The 18512-nt window shown below is 62.7% G+C and carries 25 protein-coding genes and 1 pseudogene; 17 read left to right on the top strand and 9 right to left on the bottom strand.

Going from position 1 to position 18512, the window contains the following annotated elements; all coding sequences use genetic code 11:
- Positions 1 to 15: 15 nt before the first annotated feature.
- From ACNANG_RS10235 to ACNANG_RS10215, 5 genes are all read right to left on the bottom strand, one after another.
- Positions 16 to 306: a hypothetical protein gene (locus tag ACNANG_RS10235; protein WP_420227081.1), complete on the bottom strand. Its 291-nt coding sequence runs from the start codon at positions 304 to 306 to the stop codon at positions 16 to 18.
- A complete protein-coding gene (locus ACNANG_RS10230) occupies positions 303 to 1964 on the bottom strand; it encodes an ATP-binding cassette domain-containing protein (RefSeq protein WP_420227080.1) in 1662 nt (553 codons plus the stop codon). Before ACNANG_RS10230 ends, ACNANG_RS10235 begins: the two co-directional genes overlap by 4 nt.
- Positions 1940 to 2464 (bottom strand): cysteine peptidase family C39 domain-containing protein, encoded by a 525-nt coding sequence (locus ACNANG_RS10225; protein ID WP_420227079.1) that lies wholly within the window; start codon positions 2462 to 2464, stop codon positions 1940 to 1942. The genes ACNANG_RS10230 and ACNANG_RS10225 overlap by 25 nt, the downstream gene beginning before the upstream one ends.
- 8 nt (positions 2465 to 2472) lie before the next feature.
- Positions 2473 to 3753, bottom strand: a complete 1281-nt coding sequence (locus ACNANG_RS10220; protein ID WP_420227078.1) for an NHLP bacteriocin system secretion protein — start codon at positions 3751 to 3753, stop codon at positions 2473 to 2475.
- A 195-nt stretch (positions 3754 to 3948) separates the two neighbouring features.
- Positions 3949 to 4557, bottom strand: coding sequence for a hypothetical protein (locus ACNANG_RS10215; RefSeq protein ID WP_420227077.1), 609 nt, complete (start codon positions 4555 to 4557; stop codon positions 3949 to 3951).
- Positions 4558 to 5162: 605 nt separating this feature from the next.
- On the opposite strand from ACNANG_RS10215, the gene rplN reads away from it, so the two are divergent.
- The 17 genes from rplN to rplQ all read left to right on the top strand — a co-directional run bounded on the left by rplN (position 5163) and on the right by rplQ (position 14297).
- Positions 5163 to 5531 carry a 50S ribosomal protein L14 gene (gene rplN, locus ACNANG_RS10210; RefSeq protein WP_179590857.1) on the top strand — a complete coding sequence of 123 codons (369 nt, stop codon included), beginning with the start codon at positions 5163 to 5165 and terminating at the stop codon, positions 5529 to 5531.
- A gap of 9 nt (positions 5532 to 5540) precedes the next feature.
- Positions 5541 to 5861: a 50S ribosomal protein L24 gene (gene rplX, locus ACNANG_RS10205; protein ID WP_179590859.1), complete on the top strand. Its 321-nt coding sequence runs from the start codon at positions 5541 to 5543 to the stop codon at positions 5859 to 5861.
- Between the two features lie 15 nt (positions 5862 to 5876).
- Positions 5877 to 6416: a 50S ribosomal protein L5 gene (gene rplE, locus ACNANG_RS10200; RefSeq protein ID WP_189616677.1), complete on the top strand. Its 540-nt coding sequence runs from the start codon at positions 5877 to 5879 to the stop codon at positions 6414 to 6416.
- A gap of 10 nt (positions 6417 to 6426) precedes the next feature.
- Positions 6427 to 6732: a 30S ribosomal protein S14 gene (gene rpsN, locus ACNANG_RS10195; RefSeq protein ID WP_179590863.1), complete on the top strand. Its 306-nt coding sequence runs from the start codon at positions 6427 to 6429 to the stop codon at positions 6730 to 6732.
- Between the two features lie 10 nt (positions 6733 to 6742).
- Positions 6743 to 7138 carry a 30S ribosomal protein S8 gene (rpsH, locus tag ACNANG_RS10190; protein WP_179590865.1) on the top strand — a complete coding sequence of 132 codons (396 nt, stop codon included), beginning with the start codon at positions 6743 to 6745 and terminating at the stop codon, positions 7136 to 7138.
- A gap of 10 nt (positions 7139 to 7148) precedes the next feature.
- Positions 7149 to 7682, top strand: a complete 534-nt coding sequence (gene rplF, locus ACNANG_RS10185) for a 50S ribosomal protein L6 (RefSeq protein WP_179590867.1) — start codon at positions 7149 to 7151, stop codon at positions 7680 to 7682.
- Between the two features lie 20 nt (positions 7683 to 7702).
- Positions 7703 to 8068, top strand: coding sequence for a 50S ribosomal protein L18 (gene rplR / locus ACNANG_RS10180; RefSeq protein ID WP_179590869.1), 366 nt, complete (start codon positions 7703 to 7705; stop codon positions 8066 to 8068).
- A gap of 11 nt (positions 8069 to 8079) precedes the next feature.
- Entirely contained in the window at positions 8080 to 8601 is a 522-nt protein-coding gene (gene rpsE / locus ACNANG_RS10175) for a 30S ribosomal protein S5 (RefSeq protein ID WP_179590871.1), read from the top strand.
- 3 nt (positions 8602 to 8604) lie between these two features.
- Positions 8605 to 8793 (top strand): 50S ribosomal protein L30, encoded by a 189-nt coding sequence (gene rpmD, locus ACNANG_RS10170; RefSeq protein ID WP_179590873.1) that lies wholly within the window; start codon positions 8605 to 8607, stop codon positions 8791 to 8793.
- Between the two features lie 10 nt (positions 8794 to 8803).
- On the top strand, positions 8804 to 9235 hold the full coding sequence (gene rplO, locus ACNANG_RS10165; RefSeq protein ID WP_179590875.1) for a 50S ribosomal protein L15: 432 nt from the start codon (positions 8804 to 8806) through the stop codon (positions 9233 to 9235).
- Positions 9236 to 9252: 17 nt separating this feature from the next.
- Positions 9253 to 10575 carry a preprotein translocase subunit SecY gene (secY, locus tag ACNANG_RS10160; RefSeq protein ID WP_179590877.1) on the top strand — a complete coding sequence of 441 codons (1323 nt, stop codon included), beginning with the start codon at positions 9253 to 9255 and terminating at the stop codon, positions 10573 to 10575.
- A gap of 20 nt (positions 10576 to 10595) precedes the next feature.
- On the top strand, positions 10596 to 10709 hold the full coding sequence (gene rpmJ, locus ACNANG_RS10155; RefSeq protein ID WP_179590879.1) for a 50S ribosomal protein L36: 114 nt from the start codon (positions 10596 to 10598) through the stop codon (positions 10707 to 10709).
- A gap of 45 nt (positions 10710 to 10754) precedes the next feature.
- Positions 10755 to 11120 carry a 30S ribosomal protein S13 gene (rpsM, locus tag ACNANG_RS10150; RefSeq protein ID WP_179590881.1) on the top strand — a complete coding sequence of 122 codons (366 nt, stop codon included), beginning with the start codon at positions 10755 to 10757 and terminating at the stop codon, positions 11118 to 11120.
- A gap of 73 nt (positions 11121 to 11193) precedes the next feature.
- A complete protein-coding gene (gene rpsK, locus ACNANG_RS10145) occupies positions 11194 to 11598 on the top strand; it encodes a 30S ribosomal protein S11 (protein ID WP_179590882.1) in 405 nt (134 codons plus the stop codon).
- Between the two features lie 189 nt (positions 11599 to 11787).
- Entirely contained in the window at positions 11788 to 12411 is a 624-nt protein-coding gene (gene rpsD, locus ACNANG_RS10140) for a 30S ribosomal protein S4 (protein ID WP_179590883.1), read from the top strand.
- A gap of 241 nt (positions 12412 to 12652) precedes the next feature.
- Positions 12653 to 13639 (top strand): DNA-directed RNA polymerase subunit alpha, encoded by a 987-nt coding sequence (locus ACNANG_RS10135; RefSeq protein WP_179590885.1) that lies wholly within the window; start codon positions 12653 to 12655, stop codon positions 13637 to 13639.
- A gap of 271 nt (positions 13640 to 13910) precedes the next feature.
- On the top strand, positions 13911 to 14297 hold the full coding sequence (gene rplQ / locus ACNANG_RS10130) for a 50S ribosomal protein L17 (protein WP_179590887.1): 387 nt from the start codon (positions 13911 to 13913) through the stop codon (positions 14295 to 14297).
- A 313-nt stretch (positions 14298 to 14610) separates the two neighbouring features.
- Here rplQ and ACNANG_RS10125 read toward each other — a convergent pair whose 3' ends face one another.
- The 4 genes and pseudogenes from ACNANG_RS10125 to ACNANG_RS10110 all read right to left on the bottom strand — a co-directional run bounded on the left by ACNANG_RS10125 (position 14611) and on the right by ACNANG_RS10110 (position 18300).
- On the bottom strand, positions 14611 to 15558 hold the full coding sequence (locus ACNANG_RS10125; RefSeq protein WP_420227076.1) for a 2-hydroxyacid dehydrogenase: 948 nt from the start codon (positions 15556 to 15558) through the stop codon (positions 14611 to 14613).
- A 21-nt stretch (positions 15559 to 15579) separates the two neighbouring features.
- Entirely contained in the window at positions 15580 to 16323 is a 744-nt protein-coding gene (locus ACNANG_RS10120; protein ID WP_420227075.1) for an aspartate dehydrogenase, read from the bottom strand.
- 183 nt (positions 16324 to 16506) lie between these two features.
- Positions 16507 to 17469, bottom strand: a complete 963-nt coding sequence (locus ACNANG_RS10115) for a LysR substrate-binding domain-containing protein (RefSeq protein ID WP_420227074.1) — start codon at positions 17467 to 17469, stop codon at positions 16507 to 16509.
- Between the two features lie 19 nt (positions 17470 to 17488).
- Positions 17489 to 18300 (bottom strand): annotated as a pseudogene (locus tag ACNANG_RS10110) (Bug family tripartite tricarboxylate transporter substrate binding protein).
- Between the last annotated feature and the right edge of the window lie 212 nt (positions 18301 to 18512).

The raw sequence follows: 18512 nt of genomic DNA, 5'->3' as shown, positions 1-18512 counted from the left end.
GCGTCCGGACGGCGATCAGGGTCTCGTCGCCAAAAAGCTGGTCCCGACGCCGAACAGCAATCCGCCCGCAGCGATGCGTGCGATGGGCCGGCGGGCGATCGCGTCGGTGGTGGAGGCGGCGAACACGCGCACTTCACCGGTCGCCACCACAAAGCAGTCGCCGACCGTGTCCAGCGCAAAGGTGGCGGACGTGACTTCGTGCAAGGCCGGTTCGTCGGGTGCACCCGGTCCAGGCGTCTGGGCGGATGGCTCGCCGGCGCGCGGTTCGTCGTGCGAGCCCGCCGGGGGCAGGGGCCGGGCGCTCATGCGTCCACCTCGGTCATCAGGGTGCGGAAAGGGCCTGCCATACCGATCAATACATCGGGGTCGCCTTGCTGCACGATCCGGCCTTTGTCCAGGACGATGACTTCGTCGCAGTCCCGCACGGCAGTCAGCCGGTGAGCGATCACCACCAGCGTGGCGCCCATGCCGCGAAGGTGGCCGAACAGTGCCGCCTCCGTGTCACTGTCCAGGGCCGCGGTGGCCTCGTCCAGGATCAGCAGGCGCGGGTCGCGCACCAGCGCGCGCGTGATTTCCAGCCGGGCGCGCTGTCCGCCCGACAAATCGGTCCCGCCTTCGGCCACCGCGGCGCCATAGCCGCCCGGGCGTTGCAGGATGGTGTCGTGGATCAGGGCCAGACGCGCGGCGGCGATCAGGCGGTCGTCGGGCAGGCTGGGGTCCCACAGGCTGATGTTGTCACGCACCGTGCCCTGGAAGATGGCCGACCGTTGATCGACGTAGGCCAGGGCCTGACGGAACGCCGCGCGCGGCATCTCGGCAATGTTGCGGTCGTCGATCAGGATCTCGCCCTGATTGGGCGGAAGCAGGCCCGCGAGCAATGACGCCAGCGTCGATTTGCCCGACCCCGACGCGCCTACGATGCCCAGCCGGCGGCCGGGCGCAAGCGTGAAGGAAATGCCATCCAGCAAAGGCGCCACGCCTGGCGAATACGAAAACGACAGGTTGCGCACTTCCAGCTTGCCGGCCGGGCGGGCCTTGCCGCCATCACCTTCGGGCCGGGCGGTGAACTCGATCGCCAGCGGGTGTTGCATGGTGTCGTTCACCATCTGCAGGTAGGCCTGGCCGTCCTGGATCTTGCTGCCCAGCTGCACCAGCTGGCCGACCGGCGACATGAAGCCCGCCATCAGCGCCTGGAACGCCACAAGCATGCCTATCGTCAGGTCGCCGGCCACCACCATATTCCCGCCCAGCACCAGTACGATGCCGCCAGCGGCCGTGGCCACCAGCCGGGGCAGCGCAGTCAGGCGCACCTGCCGGGTGGCCAGCGCCTGCCGCAGATTCATGACGCGGGCATTCATCGATACCAGCCGGCTGCGCAGGTGGTCCTCGGTGCCATTGGCCTTGTACCCTTCAACCATCTGCAGCCCTTGCTTGGCAAAGCCGGTCTGCATGGTCAAGGCGGACAGCAACCGCCGGTTGTCGTCCGCCAGCGCGCGGGACAGCAAGGACAGAATGCCCAGGCTCGCCAGCGCGAACAGCAGCACGACGCCCGCCAGCCGAGGCGCATACCAGGTCATCGCGGCCAGGTAGGCCGACGCGGTGATCATGTTGAACAGCAGCAGTCCCACGTCACCCGCGGCCAGCTGGGCGATCCGATCATTCAGCATCACGCGGCTCGACACATCGCCGGGGTGCCGCTGCGCAAAATAGGCCACGGGCAGACGCACCACGTGATTCACGAAGCGCAGCGCGCCCAGCAGGGCCACCCGCGTCTCGAAGCGGAGCATGGCGTCGCGCTGCAGCCAGACCAGCAGACCGTGCACGACCGCGCAGATGCCCATGCCGGCCAGCAGCGGCACCAGCCAGCTGTCGAAATGATTGACCAGCACCTGGTCGACGAACACCTGCGTGAACACCGGCACCAGCAAGCCCGGCACGATCAGGACGGCCGACAGCGCCAGCACGAAGGCCAGCGCCCCCCTGTGCCCTGGATGCGGCTTTCCAGTGCGCGGCGGATCGACGGCTTGTGGCCCGCCGGAACGAAGTCCGGCCCTGGCGTCAGCGTGAGCACGATACCCGTGAAGTTGCGGTCGAACTCCTCGTCCGACACCGTGCGGGGGCCCTGCGCCGGATCGTTCAGGTACACCACCCCGCGCCCGACCCCTTCGACCACCAGGAAATGGTTCATGCCCCAATGCACGATGGCCGGCATCGGATTCGTGCGCAGGTGCGCCGGCTCCATCCGCTGGGCCACGACCTGCATGCCATGGTGGCGCGCTGCCCGCACGATGGCCGCGGCCGAACTGCCGTCGCGCGACACGTTGCACGCCACCCGCAGTTCCTCGAGGGTGATCCAGCGCCCGAAGTGCGCCAGCACGATGCCCAGGGCCGCGGCGCCGCATTCGGCCGCTTCCATTTGCAGGACGGTGGGGGTGCGCCGGCGCCCGAAAAGGCTTCCTTTCATGGCACGGGTCAAGGCTGCGCCGCCTGGCCACGATCCTGCAACGCAGGAATGGCCACGGCAATCAGCGGCATGCTGCGCACCGTGAAACGGATATCGGCCAGGGTGCCGCTGTCCACTTTCAGGGCGCGGGTCCGCTGCGACGACCATACGGGGGTCGTCGGATCACCCGGTTCGGTTTCCAGTTCCACTTCGACTTCGAACGGCGTGCGCAGCCCGCTCATGAAGGTCTCGACCAGGCGGTCGTTCTGCAGCACGCGGGCCATGCTGGCGCTGCTGGCCGGCACATCGGCCACGCGCACCACGCGGCCACGCATGAAGCCTTCTTCTTCGCGCCGGCTGGTGGACGGCGACACTTCGGCCGGCATGCCCACCTTGATCTTCTTGCCATCGGCCGCCGTGACGTACACCACCACCATCGGCACGCCGGCCCGCGCCGCGCCTTGCCGTTCCAGGGTGAGGATGGGCGTGCCCGGTTGCACGATCTGGCCCACATTCGCCTTGGTGGCGATGACCTTGCCGGCAAACGGCGACAGCACCGCGTCCATGCGCGTCAGCTGCTCGCGCAGCGCCTGCACCCCGCGCGACGCATTGGTCACCTTCTGATCGGCTTCCAGCAGCGCGCGCTGGTCCGCGCTGCGCCGCACTTCGGCCTCGGCCTGCATCTTGTTGCGTTCATCTTCGGCATCGGCAATCTGGCTGGTCAGCGTCAGCAGGTCCTGGCTGGCCGACAGCGCATGATCGCGCGTCACAAAGCCCTTGGTGACCAGGTTGCCCATCACGTCGGCCCGTTCACGCAGCACGGCTTCCCGTTTGCGCAGGGCCTCGATGCGCCCGTTCAGGGACACCAGCCGCGCCGATTCGAAACCGCCCCGCGCACCCGTGTCGCGTCCTTGCAGGTCGATCACCTGGCGGCGCAGCTTTTCGGCATCCTGCAGTTCTCCCTGCGCCAGCGTCAGCTTCAGCCGTACTTCCGGCTGTTCCACGCGGGCGATCAGGTCACCCACCTTGACCACATCGCCGGGCTTGGCGGTGATCGCCTGCAGCCGGCCATTGGCTTCGGAAAAGATGTCGGTCACGCCGCCCGGCGCCAGCAGGATGCCCTGGCCGGACACCGCAACCGGAATGGTGAAGAAGAAGCTCCATGCCAGGGCGCCCGCCACCAGCAGCGCCAGCACCGCGCCGGCGACCCACAGGCGCGGCCGCATGATCCTTAGTGAATCGTCGAACGCCGTGTTTTCGATCACGGCATTTGCCGCGGCGGCGCGGAACAACGATTCACGCTGGGTCATGCCTGTCTGCTTGGAGGAATGCGGGAGGAGAGGCGGCCGGCGTGAGGGACAGCCGGCGGCAAGCCGCCGCCCTGTCACCCGTTACACGATGGAACCGCCCTTGGGTCGGATCGACCGCGGCGGGTGAAGTTTGCCAGATTCAGTGCCGGTTTCCTATGCGCACTGTTGCGCACAGACGAAACCGGCGAATTGGCTTCAGCGCATGTTGCCGATGATCGAGCTGCGGCTTTCCTGCATCTTCTTCACGAAGTTGGTCATGACGTCGAACGCTTCGTTGCGCTTGTTGGACAGCGATTGCAGGCGCAGCATGTCCATCTGCTGCGAATTCGACGCGGCGTCGATCTGCGACTTGGTGGACGAGATCAGGCTTTCCACTTCACCCCGGGTCAGCTGGCCGTCCTTGAGCTGTTCTTCGCCCACGCCGTGCGCCTTGAGCGAGCTGATCGTGCTGTTGATCAGGTCCGTCTTGGCCGACCCGGACAGATGCGCACCCAGTTGGGTATCGGCGTGGTCACCGGACTGGAAGGAGTTGGCCGCGGTGGTCAAACTGCCGACAGCGGCATTCAAATGGCCGATCTGATCGTTCTTGGCCTGCACGCTGGCGATCTGCGATTTCAGTTGATCTTCGAGCAACGTGGCGCGCTGCGACTGGACGGCCATCATGGCCGTCTCGAGATCCATGCCTTGAACGTTGAGGTTGGCCAGGTTGAGGCTGCCCGCATTGACCGCGGTTCCGCCGCCGATGATCAAGTCCAGATCGGCTTCCGTAAGGTCGATGGGTTGCTGCGTAGGCTTGTCCGTCATGTCGGTGCTCCAATAGGCAAAGGAACCGGCCAGGAAGCTACCTGGCCGCGCCGACGCATTTACGGCCGCAGGACGGCGTCCGGCATGGCGGTTGGCGGCAGCGGCGGATCATCAGACCGCGCGGCAAGTCTGCCAGATGCGCCATGGGCCATCCAGTTCTTTCGCAAGCGCCCGCACCTAATGGATGAGCACCCGTGTGTTGTTGCGGTGTCACCAAGTCGCCTTGAACTGGGTATTGCCACAGCACGAAAACCGCGCTATATTCATTGGCTTCCTTCTGGTCTGGCGTCACAGCCTCTCTAGGCGGGAACACATCAGGGCAGAAAAGCAGGGGCCAGTGTCTACTGCCAGGTCTTCAGCCCAGCGGTGGTGTGCAAGGGGTGCGCGTCGTTTTCATGACTGCATTTCATGCCATGCCGGTGGTCTACAAGCAGGCAGCGGTAGGTGCAAACCTTCGCATCAGGAATTTCAACCCAGGGCGGTCGGCATCAGCTGGCAGTCTTACGGGACCAAAACTGATCGGCTGCGTTGTGGGATCTGGTAGCAACCCAAGGTTGCGCACTGGGTTCCGGAATGCTTCGGGTTAAGTTGGAATAGGGTAAACCATGATTCAAATGCAGACCAAGTTGGATGTGGCCGACAACACCGGTGCGCGCTCAGTTATGTGCATCAAGGTGCTCGGCGGCTCCAAGCGCCGCTATGCCGGCATCGGCGACGTGATCAAAGTCAGCGTCAAGGATGCGGCTCCGCGTGGGCGCGTTAAGAAGGGCGAAATCTATAACGCCGTGGTGGTTCGCACCGCCAAGGGCGTTCGTCGTAAAGACGGTTCGCTTATCCGTTTTGGCGGCAATGCCGCCGTGTTGCTCAACGCCAAGCTCGAGCCCATCGGTACTCGTATCTTCGGACCCGTTACGCGTGAACTGCGTACCGAGAAGTTCATGAAGATCGTGTCGCTGGCGCCCGAAGTGCTGTAAGGGGTCAAGATGAACAAGATCCGTACAGGCGACGAAGTCATCGTTCTCACTGGTAAAGACAAGACCAAGCGCGGCGTCGTGCTGGCTCGTGTCGACGAAAACCATGTGCTGGTCGAAGGCATCAATGTCGTCAAGAAAAGCGTGAAGCCGAACCCGATGCAGAACCAGCCGGGCGGCATCGTGGACAAGACCATGCCTATCCACATCTCGAATGTGGCGATTTTCAACGCTGCGACCGGCAAGGCCGACCGCGTGGCGATCAAGGAAGTCGACGGCAAGAGCGTGCGCGTCTTCCGTTCCAGCGGCGAGTCCGTTGGTTCGAAAGCGTAAACGGAGAACATAGAAATGGCTCGTCTCCAAGACTACTACCGCGAGAAGATCGTTCCTGATCTGCTTGCCAAGTTCGAATACAAAAGCACGATGCAGGTGCCCCGCATCACCAAGATCACCCTGAACATGGGTGTCTCGGAAGCGGTTGCCGACAAGAAGGTCATCGAGCACGCTGTTGGCGATTTGACCAAGATCGCTGGCCAGAAGCCGGTCATCACCAAGTCGCGCAAGGCAATTGCCGGGTTCAAGATCCGCGAGGACTACCCGATCGGTTGCATGGTGACCCTGCGCGGTCAGCGCATGTATGAATTCCTCGATCGTCTGGTGACGGTTGCTCTTCCCCGCGTTCGGGACTTCCGCGGTATTTCGGGTCGTGCATTCGACGGCCGCGGCAACTACAACGTCGGTGTGAAAGAACAGATCATCTTCCCAGAGATCGACTACGACAAGATTGACACGCTTCGTGGGCTGAACATCAGCATCACGACCACGGCAAAGACTGACGACGAAGCAAAAGCGCTGCTCACAGCCTTCCGCTTCCCGTTCCGTAACTAAGGGGTGTGCAGTGGCTAAGCTCTCACTCATCAATCGCGATGCAAAGCGCGTAAAGCTGGCAGCAAAGTACGCCCCCAAGCGTGCCGCCCTGCAAGCGATCATCGACGATACGTCGAAGACAGACGAAGAACGTTACCAGGCACGCCTGAAGATTCAGCAACTGCCCCGTAACGCCAACCCCACCCGCCAGCGTAATCGCTGCGCGGTGACCGGTCGCCCCCGTGGCACATTCCGCAAGTTCGGTCTTGCTCGTAACAAGCTGCGCGAGATGGCCATGCGCGGCGAAGTTCCGGGCATGACCAAGGCAAGCTGGTAGGAGAGCATTTATGAGCATGAGCGATCCGATCGCCGATATGCTGACGCGCATCCGTAATGCGCAACGCGTAGACAAGGCTTCCGTGACGATGCCCTCCTCGAAGCTGAAGGCGGCCATTGCCGCTGTGCTGAAGGACGAGGGCTACATCGACGGTTTCCAGGTGAACCCGAACGGTGGCAAGCCGGAACTCGAAATTACCCTGAAGTACTATGCAGGCCGTCCCGTCATCGAGCGCATCGACCGCGTCTCGAAGCCGGGCCTGCGTATCTACAAAGGCCATGACGCCATTCCTCAGGTCCTGAACGGCCTGGGCGTGGCCATCGTCTCCACCTCGCGTGGCGTGATGACGGATCGCAAGGCACGCGCCACCGGCGTGGGCGGCGAAGTCCTCTGCTACGTGGCTTAAGGAGTTCGATATGTCACGTATTGCTAAATACCCCGTCGAAATGCCGAAAGGCGTCGAGGCCAGCATCAATGACCAGGAGATCACCGTCAAGGGTCCTCTCGGTTCGCTGACCCAGGCGCTGACCGGCCAGGTCAAGATCGACCTCGATTCGAACAAGATGACGTTTGCCGCAGCCGATGACTCGCGCGAAGCAAAGGCCATGTCCGGAACCGTACGCGCACTGGTGGCCAACATGGTCACTGGCGTCAGCAAGGGTTTCGAGCGTCGCCTGAGCCTGGTTGGCGTGGGTTACCGTGCCCAGGCACAAGGCGACTCCATCAAACTGCAGCTCGGTTATTCGCACGACATCGTGCACCCGATGCCAGTTGGTGTGAAGGTCGAATGCCCGACGCAGACCGAAGTGGTCCTGAAGGGCGCCGACAAACAACGAGTTGGTCAGGTGGCAGCCGAGATCCGCGCATACCGTGAACCCGAACCCTACAAGGGCAAGGGCGTACGTTATGTCGGCGAAAAGGTCGTCATTAAAGAGACCAAGAAGAAATAAAGCGCTGGCAAGGACGAATCATGGACAAAAAGCAAGCTCGTTTGCGTCGTGCGGTTCCAACCCGCAAAAAGATCGCCGAGTTGCGTGTGCATCGCCTGTCGGTGTTCCGCACGAACCTGCACATCTACGCAAACATTATCTCTCCCGAAGGCGATACGGTGCTGGTCAGCGCCTCTACCGTCGAACCGGAAGTCCGCCAGCAGATTTCGGGCGACTCCGGCAAGGGTGGCAATGTTGCTGCAGCAACCCTGGTAGGCAAACGCGTGGCCGAAAAGGCCAAGGCAGCTGGTATCGAAAACGTGGCGTTCGATCGCTCGGGTTTCCGTTACCACGGCCGCGTCAAAGCCCTGGCCGATGCCGCGCGTGAAGCCGGCCTGAAGTTTTAAGCGAGGATTACATGGCCAAGATGCAAGGCAAGAATTCCGCGTCGGAAGAGCGTGACGACGGTCTTCGCGAAAAGATGATCGCGGTCAACCGCGTGACGAAGGTCGTGAAGGGTGGTCGTATCCTCGGTTTCGCGGCGCTGACGGTAGTCGGCGACGGGGACGGACGCGTTGGCATGGGCAAGGGCAAGGCGCGTGAAGTGCCGGTCGCAGTCCAGAAGGCAATGGAAGAAGCCCGCCGCCGCATGATCAAGGTGCCGCTCAAGAACGGTACGTTGCACCATACGGTCGTCGGCAAGCACGGCGCCTCCACGGTGTTGATGTCGCCCGCTGCGGAAGGTACTGGCGTGATCGCCGGCGGCCCGATGCGCGCGATTTTCGACGTCCTGGGCGTGCGGAACGTGGTTGCAAAGAGCCTCGGCTCGACCAACCCGTACAACCTGGTTCGCGCCACGCTCAACGGTTTGGGCCTGTGCTCGACCCCGTCGGATATCGCCGCCAAGCGTGGCAAGTCCGTCGAAGAGATCCTGGGGTAAACCATGGCAGACACCAAGAACGTCAAAGTGACGCTCGTGCGCTCCCCTATCGGGACGCCCGAGTCGCACCGCGCTACCGTGCGTGGCCTGGGACTGCGTGGCATCAACACCACGCGCGTCCTGCAAGACACGCCCGAAGTCCGCGGGATGATCCGCAAGGTGGCCTATCTGGTCACCGTGTCGGAAGCCTGAGAGGTCTAGCATGCAATTGAATACGCTCAAGCCGGCTATCGGCAGCAAGCACGCCAAGCGTCGGGTCGGCCGTGGTATCGGTTCCGGTCTCGGCAAGACGGCAGGTCGCGGCCACAAGGGACAGAAGTCCCGTTCGGGCGGCTTCCACAAGGTCGGTTTCGAAGGCGGTCAGATGCCTATGTACCGCCGTCTGCCCAAGCGCGGTTTCACCTCGCTCGGTCAGCATCTGTACGCGCAGGTTCGCCTGTCCGATCTGCAAGCCCTGCCTGTCGACGATATCGACCTGCAGGCGCTCAAGCAGGCCGGCGTGGTTGGCCAGGCCGTGCGGTACGTCAAGGTCATCAAGTCCGGCGAGCTCTCCCGCAAGGTTGCGCTCAAGGGTCTGACGGCAACGGTCGGCGCCAAGGCAGCGATCGAAGCCGCCGGCGGCTCGTTGGTCTGACACTCGAGGGCTAAGCTTTGGCTAATGCGAACGCACTGGGTAAACCAGGCAAGTACGGCGATCTGAAACGTCGGCTGGTTTTCCTGTTGCTCGCCCTGGTGGTGTACCGGATCGGTACACACATCCCCGTTCCGGGGATTGATCCGGTCCAGTTGTCTTCCCTGTTCAACCAGAACTCGGGCGGCATTCTGGGCCTGTTCAATATGTTCTCGGGCGGTGCGCTTTCGCGTTTCTCGATCTTTGCATTGGGGATCATGCCGTACATTTCGGCGTCGATCATCATGCAGCTGATGTCGGTCATCGTGCCGTCGTTGGAAGCGATCAAGAAAGAAGGCGAGGCCGGGCGACGCAAGATCACGCAGTACACACGCTACGGTACGTTGGCGTTGGCGATGGTTCAGGCGGTGGGTATCTCTGTCGCCCTGGAGTCGCAAGCTGGATTGGTCATTGATCCGGGCATGGTCTTCCGCGTCACGACGATGATTTCGTTGGTCACGGGAACGATGTTCCTGATGTGGTTGGGTGAGCAGATCACGGAACGTGGTCTGGGCAACGGTATTTCCATCCTGATCTTCTCGGGTATCGCCGCGGGTCTCCCGCACGCGCTGGCCGGATTGTTCGAGTTGGTCAATACGGGCGCCATGGCAGTCCTGTCCGCGCTGTTCATCATCGTCCTGGTGGTGTTGGTCACGGCTTTTGTGGTGTTCGTCGAACGCGGACAGCGCAAGATCGTCGTCAACTACGCCAAGCGTCAGGTGGGCAATCGTGTGTACGGCGGCCAAAGCTCGCATCTGCCTCTGAAGTTGAATATGGCTGGGGTGATTCCGCCGATCTTTGCATCGTCGATCATCCTGTTTCCGGCAACGGTGGCCAGCTGGTTCTCCAGTGGCGATGGCATGCGGTGGTTGAAAGACCTGGCCGGCGCGCTGTCTCCCGGACAACCTCTGTACATCTCGCTGTATGCCATCGCGATCGTGTTCTTCTGCTTCTTTTATACGGCCCTCGTGTTCAACAGCCGCGAGACCGCCGATAACCTGAAGAAGAGTGGCGCGTTCGTTCCAGGGATCCGTCCCGGTGAGCAGACAGCGCGGTATATCGACAAGATCCTGATGCGCCTGACCTTTTCTGGCGCCATCTACATCACGTTGGTGTGCCTGCTGCCAGAGTTTCTGGTTTTGCGTTGGAACGTCCCGTTCTATTTCGGCGGCACGTCCTTGCTGATCATCGTCGTGGTCACCATGGATTTCATGGCCCAGGTACAGGCATACGTGATGTCGCACCAGTACGATTCCTTGCTCAAGAAGGCGAACTTCAAGGGCGGGAACCAGCCGGTGCGCTGAAGAAAGACTAGGAGTCAATCATGAAAGTAATGGCATCAGTTAAACGGATCTGCCGTAACTGCAAGGTCATCAAGCGCAAGGGCGTAGTGCGGATCATCTGCACCGACCCGCGCCACAAGCAACGTCAGGGCTAAGAACCTCAGGTTCCGTCCTACGGTTTAGGTATTCAAGGAAACGTTATGGCCCGTATCGCTGGCATCAACATTCCGCCGCATCAGCACACCGAAATCGGTCTGACGGCAATCTTCGGCATCGGCCGTACCCGCGCTCGCATGATCTGCGAATCGGCGAACGTGCTCGGCTCGAAGAAGGTCAAGGATCTGAACGACGCTGAACTCGAGCGGATTCGTGAACACGTGAACGCATTCACCGTTGAAGGTGACCTGCGTCGCGAGATCCAACTGTCGATCAAGCGTCTGATCGACCTCGGCTCTTACCGTGGTCTGCGTCACAAGCGCGGTCTGCCAGTGCGCGGTCAGCGTACTCGCACCAACGCTCGTACCCGCAAGGGTCCGCGTCGCGCAGCCGCATCGCTCAAAAAGTAATTTCAGATCCGGGTCGCCGTGCAGACGGCATACCTGGAGCTGAGACGGCTGTCACCCAGTCAAGGATTGAAAAATGGCGAAATCACCGAACAACAATGCTTCGCAGCGTGTTCGCAAGAAAATCAAGAAGAGCGTCTCGGACGGTATCGCGCACGTCCACGCGTCCTTCAACAACACCATCATCACGATCACCGATCGCCAGGGCAATGCTCTGTCGTGGGCGACGTCGGGTGGTGCTGGCTTCAAGGGCTCGCGTAAGTCGACCCCGTTCGCAGCGCAGGTTGCTGCGGAAGCCGCCGGCCGCGTTGCGCTGGAATACGGTATCAAGACGCTCGAAGTGCGCATCAAGGGTCCTGGCCCAGGTCGCGAATCGTCCGTCCGCGCGTTGAACGCACTGGGCATCAAGATCTCGAGCATTGCCGACATCACGCCTGTGCCGCACAACGGTTGCCGTCCGCCGAAGCGTCGTCGTATCTAAGTCGTCGTATTCAAGTTTGGCCCTGCCAAGCTGTACGCAAGTTGTTGGGGGCGCCTTGGCCTGGTTGCCAAGAACGCCTGAATGCAAGACCACTGTTTGCCGCGTTCGTGAAAACGACCGTCCCCGTTACAGGCAAACTCCTCGCCTGGCGCATGCAAGACGCCTGGCCTGACAGATAAAAGGAATATCGTGGCACGTTATATTGGCCCCAAATGCAAGCTGTCCCGTCGTGAAGGCACCGACCTCTTCCTGAAGAGCGCGCGCCGTTCGCTGGACTCCAAGTGCAAGCTGGAAAGCAAGCCTGGTCAACATGGTCGCACCTCTGGTTCGCGCACCTCGGACTACGGCCTGCAACTGCGTGAGAAGCAAAAGCTGAAGCGCATGTACGGCATCATGGAAAAGCAGTTCCGCAAGTACTTCGAAGAAGCCGACCGCCGCAAGGGCAACACCGGCGAAAACCTGATCCAGCTGCTGGAATCGCGTTTTGACAACGTGGTGTACCGCATGGGTTTCGGCTCGACCCGCGCTGAAGCGCGCCAGTTGGTCAGCCACAAGGCTTTCGCTCTGAACGGTGTCACCGCCAACGTGCCGTCGATCCAGATCAAGGCCGGCGACGTCGTCGTCGTCCGCGAAAAGGCGAAGAAGCAAGCCCGTATTCAAGAAGCCCTGACCCTGGCCGCCTCGCAAGGCATGCCGCAGTGGGTCAGCGTCGACGCCAACAAGCTCGAAGGCACCTTCAAGCAGGTTCCCGACCGCGCTGACGTCGCCCGCGACATCAATGAATCGATGGTCGTCGAACTGTACTCGCGTTAATCCGGGACAGTGCCAGACAGCCGCGCCCTGGTGGCGCGGTTTTTGGTTTTCTGAAAGGCTCCGTCCGGCACCTGTTGCCGCACGGGGCCTCAGTCCTGTAAAGCCTTACCGCACGTCCTTGCAAGTCCGCTTGCATGCCTACCCGCAAGTCCGCTTGCACGCCCACTTCGGGCCCACGCTAACGCGTATTTCCCCAGCCTTATCGGTGTAACGAGCCGAGGGTATTGATAAGGAATCGTTCATGGCGAATGCCGCATTTCTGAAGCCACGCAATATCGACGTCGAAGGCGTCGGTCCGAATCACGCCAAGGTGATCATGGAGCCGTTCGAACGCGGCTATGGTCATACCCTGGGCAATGCGCTGCGCCGCATCCTGCTGTCGTCGATGGCGGGCTATGCGCCGACCGAAGTGCAGATCACCGGTGTCGTGCACGAATACTCGGCCATCGACGGCGTCCGTGAAGACGTGGTCGACATCCTGCTGAACCTGAAAGGCGTGGTGTTCAAGCTGCACAACCGCGATGAAGTCGCGCTGACCCTGCGCAAGCAAGGCCCAGGCGTCGTGACCGCGGCCGATATCGAACTGTCGCACGACGTCGAAATCATCAACCCGAATCACGTCATCGCGAACCTGACCGACAACGGTCGCCTCGAGATGCAACTGAAGGTCGAGAAGGGCCGCGGCTATGTGCCGGGCAACCTGCGCGGCTTTGCCGAAGATCACTCGCGCGCCGTGGGCCGCATCGTGCTCGACGCGTCGTACAGCCCGATCCGCCGTGTCAGCTACACGGTCGAAAGCGCCCGTGTGGAACAGCGTACCGACCTGGACAAGCTGGTGCTGGACATCGAAACCAACGGCGTGATCTCGCCCGAGGAAGCGGTGCGCCAGTCGGCTCGCATCTTGATGGATCAGCTGTCGGTGTTCGCGGCGCTGGAAGGCTCGACCGAAACGATCGAAGCGCCTGCCCGCGGCACGCCGCAGATCGATCCGATCCTGCTGCGTCCGGTCGACGATCTGGAACTGACGGTGCGTTCGGCCAACTGCCTGAAGGCCGAAAACATCTACTACATCGGCGACCTGATCCAGCGTACCGAAAACGAGTTGCTCAAGACCCCGAACCTGGGTCGCAAGTCGCTCAACGAAATCAAGGAAGTGCTGGCAGCGCGCGGTCTGACGCTCGGCATGAAGCTGGAAAACTGGCCCCCGCTGGGCCTCGAGCGCCCGTAAGGCGTTCGGCAGGAACTGGCGGTGCCGGGAATGGGCCGTGCCGGGGCGACTCGCCCCGTACCGTCTCCAGTCAGGCACCGTTTGAGTTCTGCAACATCGGGCGTGGCAGGCAATTAACTGCCCACCCACGCCCGATGCGTACTACAATTACGCGCCCTGGTTGGCAACGACCAGGGCACTATCCCGGCCCGCAGCGCGCGCAAGCAAGCTGATAGAAGAGCTGGATCCTGCGGCAACGTCCGCACCATAGATTCATCTACAAGGAATTACCATGCGTCATCGTCACGGTCTTCGTAAGCTCAACCGCACCAGCAGCCATCGCCAAGCCATGTTCCGCAACATGTGCGTGTCGCTGCTGACCCACGAAGCCATCAAAACCACGCTGCCCAAGGCAAAAGAATTGCGCCGTGTCGTCGAGCCGCTGATCACGCTCGCCAAGGAAGACACGCTGGCCAACAAGCGTCTGGCGTTCGCCCGCCTGCGCGACCGCGATCTGGTCGTGAAGCTGTTCGCCGAAATCGGCCCGCGTTTCAAGGAACGCAACGGTGGCTACACCCGTATCCTGAAGATGGGTTTCCGTCAGGGCGACAACGCGCCAATGGCCTACATGGAACTGGTTGACCGCGCTGAAGAAACGGAAGCCGTCGACGTCGAGTAATCGCGCCACGACTTCTGCAGTGCCGAAATGAAGAAGGCCGGGAGATCCCGGCCTTTTTTCGTCCGCGTTTTGGTCGGCGTTTTCGTCCGCGCGTGGCGGACCGGCTGCATTACGCAGGGCGCTTCGTCACCCGAGTACCTGGCTCTTCGGCACCTCTTCACCTCAGTACCTTGGCACCTCAGCGCATCAGCACCTTGGCGCCTTGGCGCCTCGTCACCTCAGCACCTCGTCACCTCAGCGCCTCGTCACCTCAGCGCCTCGCCAACTAGGCACCCTGCGCCCCTCGCTGCGACGCCGGGTCGCAGACGCAGCCTTAATACCCCCGAGCCGCGTCCACACCACCCACGTCCTCGCCCCGCTGCCAGGCAGCAATGCGCGGTGCCATCTGCGCAATCGCTTCGGCCACGATGGTCTGTGCCGAGATGTGCGGCGTGAAACGGATGCGGGGATGCGTCCAGAACGGATGCCCGGCGGGCAGCGGTTCGGTCTGCATTACGTCCAATGCAGCGCCGGCCAGCACACCTTCGTCCAGCAGCGCCAGCAGGTCGTCTTCCACCAGATGCGCGCCGCGCGCCATGTTGATGACATAGCCGTTCGGCAGCAACCTGGACAGCGTTTCGCGCCGCAGAATGCCGCGGGTGGCCGCCGTGAGCGGCAACACGCAGATCAGCACGCGGGTGGCGGCCAGGAAATCGTCCAACGCGTCGCCGGCGTAGCAGGTCACTCCATCGATGTGCTTTTGCGAGTGGCTGTAGCCCAGCACCGGGTAACCAAAGCCGGCCACGCTGCGGGCGACCACGCTGCCCAACGCCCCCAGGCCCATCACGCCTACCGGGAAGTCCTGGCGCATGCGGGCAGGGCGGGGCGCCCAGCGGCCGGAAGCCTGCTCGGCGTCATACACATCGAATTCGCGTACGTGGCGGAACAGGGCGTGGCAGGCGTATTCGGCCATCTGCACAGCCATGCCGCCGTCTTCGATCCGCACGATGCGCGCGCCCGCAGGCAGCTTGAGCTTCAGGATCGCGTCGACGCCGGCGCCCATGTTGAACACGACTTGGAGACGCGGATGGGCATCGAAGAAGGCCTGGCTGGGGGACCACACGATAGCGGCGCGGGCGTCGGGGCAGGCAGCGGGCCAAGCATGCAGGCGCACGCCGGGCAGCAAGTCGGCCAGCATGGCCTGCCAGCTGGCGGCTTCGGGGTGCTCGCAGCACAGCGCGACGTCGATCGCGGCGGCGTCGGTTGCCTCGCGGCCGGTCATTGCCGGGGGATACCCGCCATGTCAGGTACCCACGCGCATCGGCGCGGTCAGCTTGCGCAGGGCGGCGATCACGCTCAGCGCGGTGATCCGGCCAGTCTTGGGGTTTTCGGTCGGGATGTTCTGGATTTCCATCGAGAACGAGGCCGAGTCGGCATCGACTTCAATGCGGTGGATGTTGCGTTCCACGTTGGGGTCGGCCCAGACTTCGAGCTTGGTGCGGTCAGGGCCGATGCCCGCCAGGGACAGCGCCACCGCCACGTTCAGGTTGGCGGCGAAGCCCACGGCGGCTTCGCGCGGCGTGCCGCTGAAGATGCGCATGGGTTCGGTAATACCGGCGATGTCGATGTTGTTGTCGACCAGGTATTTCGCGCCCAGCAGGCCTTTGACGGGCTTGCGGGTCGTCATGGTGACGGAATGGATCACGCCTTCGGCGGCGGCGTTGACGGCATCCAGGCCCAGCAGGGCGCCGGTCGGGACGATGATCTGGCCTTGGTGCTCGCGCGCCAGGTCGACCAGGTCCATATTGGACAGCAGGGCGCCTGAACTGAGGGCGACCAGGATCTTGCCGGCCGTCAGGGTAGGCACGGCAATGTCACGCATCAGCGCAGCCGGTGCACATTCGACCACTATGTCGCAATGCGATGCCAGGCTGGCAATGTCGGTGAACACCGGCGAGCCGGTCAGCGTCACGCTGGCGCGGGCCTTGGCTTCGTCACGGACGGCAATCGCCGCCAGGGTCAGGCCGGGAATGCCGGCGTCGAGCACGGTGGCAAGGTGGCGGCCAACGGCGCCCAGGCCGGCGATACCGACGCGAAGCGGGGTGCGGGGGTGGACATGGATGTCTCCTTTATGAAGGCTGTTGTGCCGTAGTCGGGTTCAGGGAGTGGGTAGAAACGAATCTTGGGACATTGGATCGGGCGGAAGGCGTTCGCGATAACGCGGGGTCCATCATGTTGCCAGCGGCCTTTCTGCATCCGCCATCAGCAGGATCCATTTGCGCAGGATCCGGATGGCGGGCGAATCGATCCGCGATTCGTGGGTCAGCATGTAGTACTCGCCCGCGCTTGGAACGTCGGGCGCCAGCGGCGCGATGAGATCGTTCGATCGGTGGCGATAGGTTTCGAACAGCTTGTGCGGAATGATGGCGATGCCCTTGCAGTCCAGCGCCGCCTTGGCCGCCATGAAGAAATGCCCGTATTCGACCGGGCTGCGATGCTTTTCTTCGGGCACGTCATGCGCGCGCAGCCAGTCGCGCCAGGCGTTGCGCCGGCTGGCCGTGTGGATCAAGGAATACTTCAGTACGTCGCGCGGCTGTTCGACGCGCGCGCCCTGATCCAGCAGCTTGCGTGAAATGACCGGCACCAGCACGTCGTCGAACAGATAGTCGGCAACCACGCCTTCCCAATGTTCGGTCATGACCAGGTCGATGCCTGGCAGGCCGCGTGGATAGTGCTTGCCGGGCAGGCGGCCGACGCGCAAGGCAATGTCGGCATCGCTGCCGCGCAGATCCACTGGCGCGATAGACGTCACGACACGGACCTCGATATCCGGATAGGTCGACGAAAAATCGGACAGCTTGGGCATCAGCCACATGGTGGCAATGGTCGGCAGGGCAGACACGGTCACGATGGTGTGGCCGTCCTGCCCCTGCATGCGCCGCGTGACGCGCTCCAGCTCTTCCAGCGCGCGGCGGCAGGTGTCGTAGTACTCCCTGCCGTCATCGGTCAGCACGACCTTGCGCACCTTGCGCTCGAACAGCTTCCTGCCCAGAAAGTCTTCCAGATTGCGGATCTGCAGGCTGACTGCTCCCTGCGTGAGCGCGAGTTCTTCCGCCGCCGCGGAAAACGAGCCGAGGCGGGCGGCGGATTCGAACGGCCGCAAGGTGGTGAGCGGGGGCAGGGTTCTGCGCATGAAGCAACGATATCAGGGCTTATTCAAGCGCCATTTTCGTCTCTGCAATCACGCGCTTCCACAAGGTATTTTCCTTGGCCACATAATCGGCCATCTCCGCCGATGGCTTGTACATGGGATCGAGCCCACGCTGTTCCATGTTCTTGACCACTTCGGGGTCGGCCAGGGCTTCTTTCAGCGTGCTCGACAGCTTGGCGATGACGTCCGGCGGCGTGCCGGCCGGCGCAAAAAGCCGAACCAGGTCGTGACTACGAAATCCTTCACGCCCAGTTCGACAAAAGTCGGCACATTGGGCAACAGCGGCGACCGCTTGGCGCTGGTGATGGCGATCGGCACGACCTTGGCGCCCTGTACTTGCGGCAGCGTGGTGGGCAACGGGTCCATCAGGAAGTCGATCTGGCCGCCCAGCAGGTCGGCCATGGCCGGACCGCTGCCCTTATAGGGCACGTGCAGCATGGACACACCGGTCTGCTGGTTCAGGAAGGTCATCTGCACGTGGTGCGACGTGCCGGCGCCGGCCGACCCGAAGGTCAGGCGGTCGGGTGTCTGCCTGGCCGCAGCCTGCACGGCGGCATAGTTCGGGTACAGGTCCTTGCGGGCCGAGATCAGCACGCTGGGCACCGAGGCCAGACCGCCCACCGCCACGAAATCTTTCATGGGCGCGTAGGGCGCCGTCTTCATCATGTTCGGCACGACGGCCATGGTGCTGGCCGCACCCAGCAGCAGCGTGTAGCCGTCCGGCTTGGCGCGCGCCACCGCGCCGGTGCCGATGGTGCCGCTGGCGCCGGCGCGGTTTTCGGCCACGAACGACACGTTCAGCAGGTCGCCCATCTTCTTGAGCGCCGGGCGCGCAACGTTGTCATTGATGCCGCCGGGCGGGAACGGGATGACGACGGTGATCGGCTTGGACGGAAATGCGTCCTGCGCATAGGCAGCAGGCGTGGCGCACACGACGGCGGCAACACACAGCGCGGCGGCGGTCAGGCCGGAACGGAATGCAGGAACGTGCAAGAAGATGGGATGCATGCGGAGTCGAAAAAAGA

Origin of the sequence: Pigmentiphaga litoralis (genome assembly GCF_048632615.1) — a bacterium.
Taxonomy (GTDB): Bacteria; Pseudomonadota; Gammaproteobacteria; order Burkholderiales; family Burkholderiaceae_B; genus Pigmentiphaga; species Pigmentiphaga litoralis_B.
Note: the sequence above shows the minus strand (reverse complement) of the source record. Positions and strands in the feature narration are given on the sequence as shown.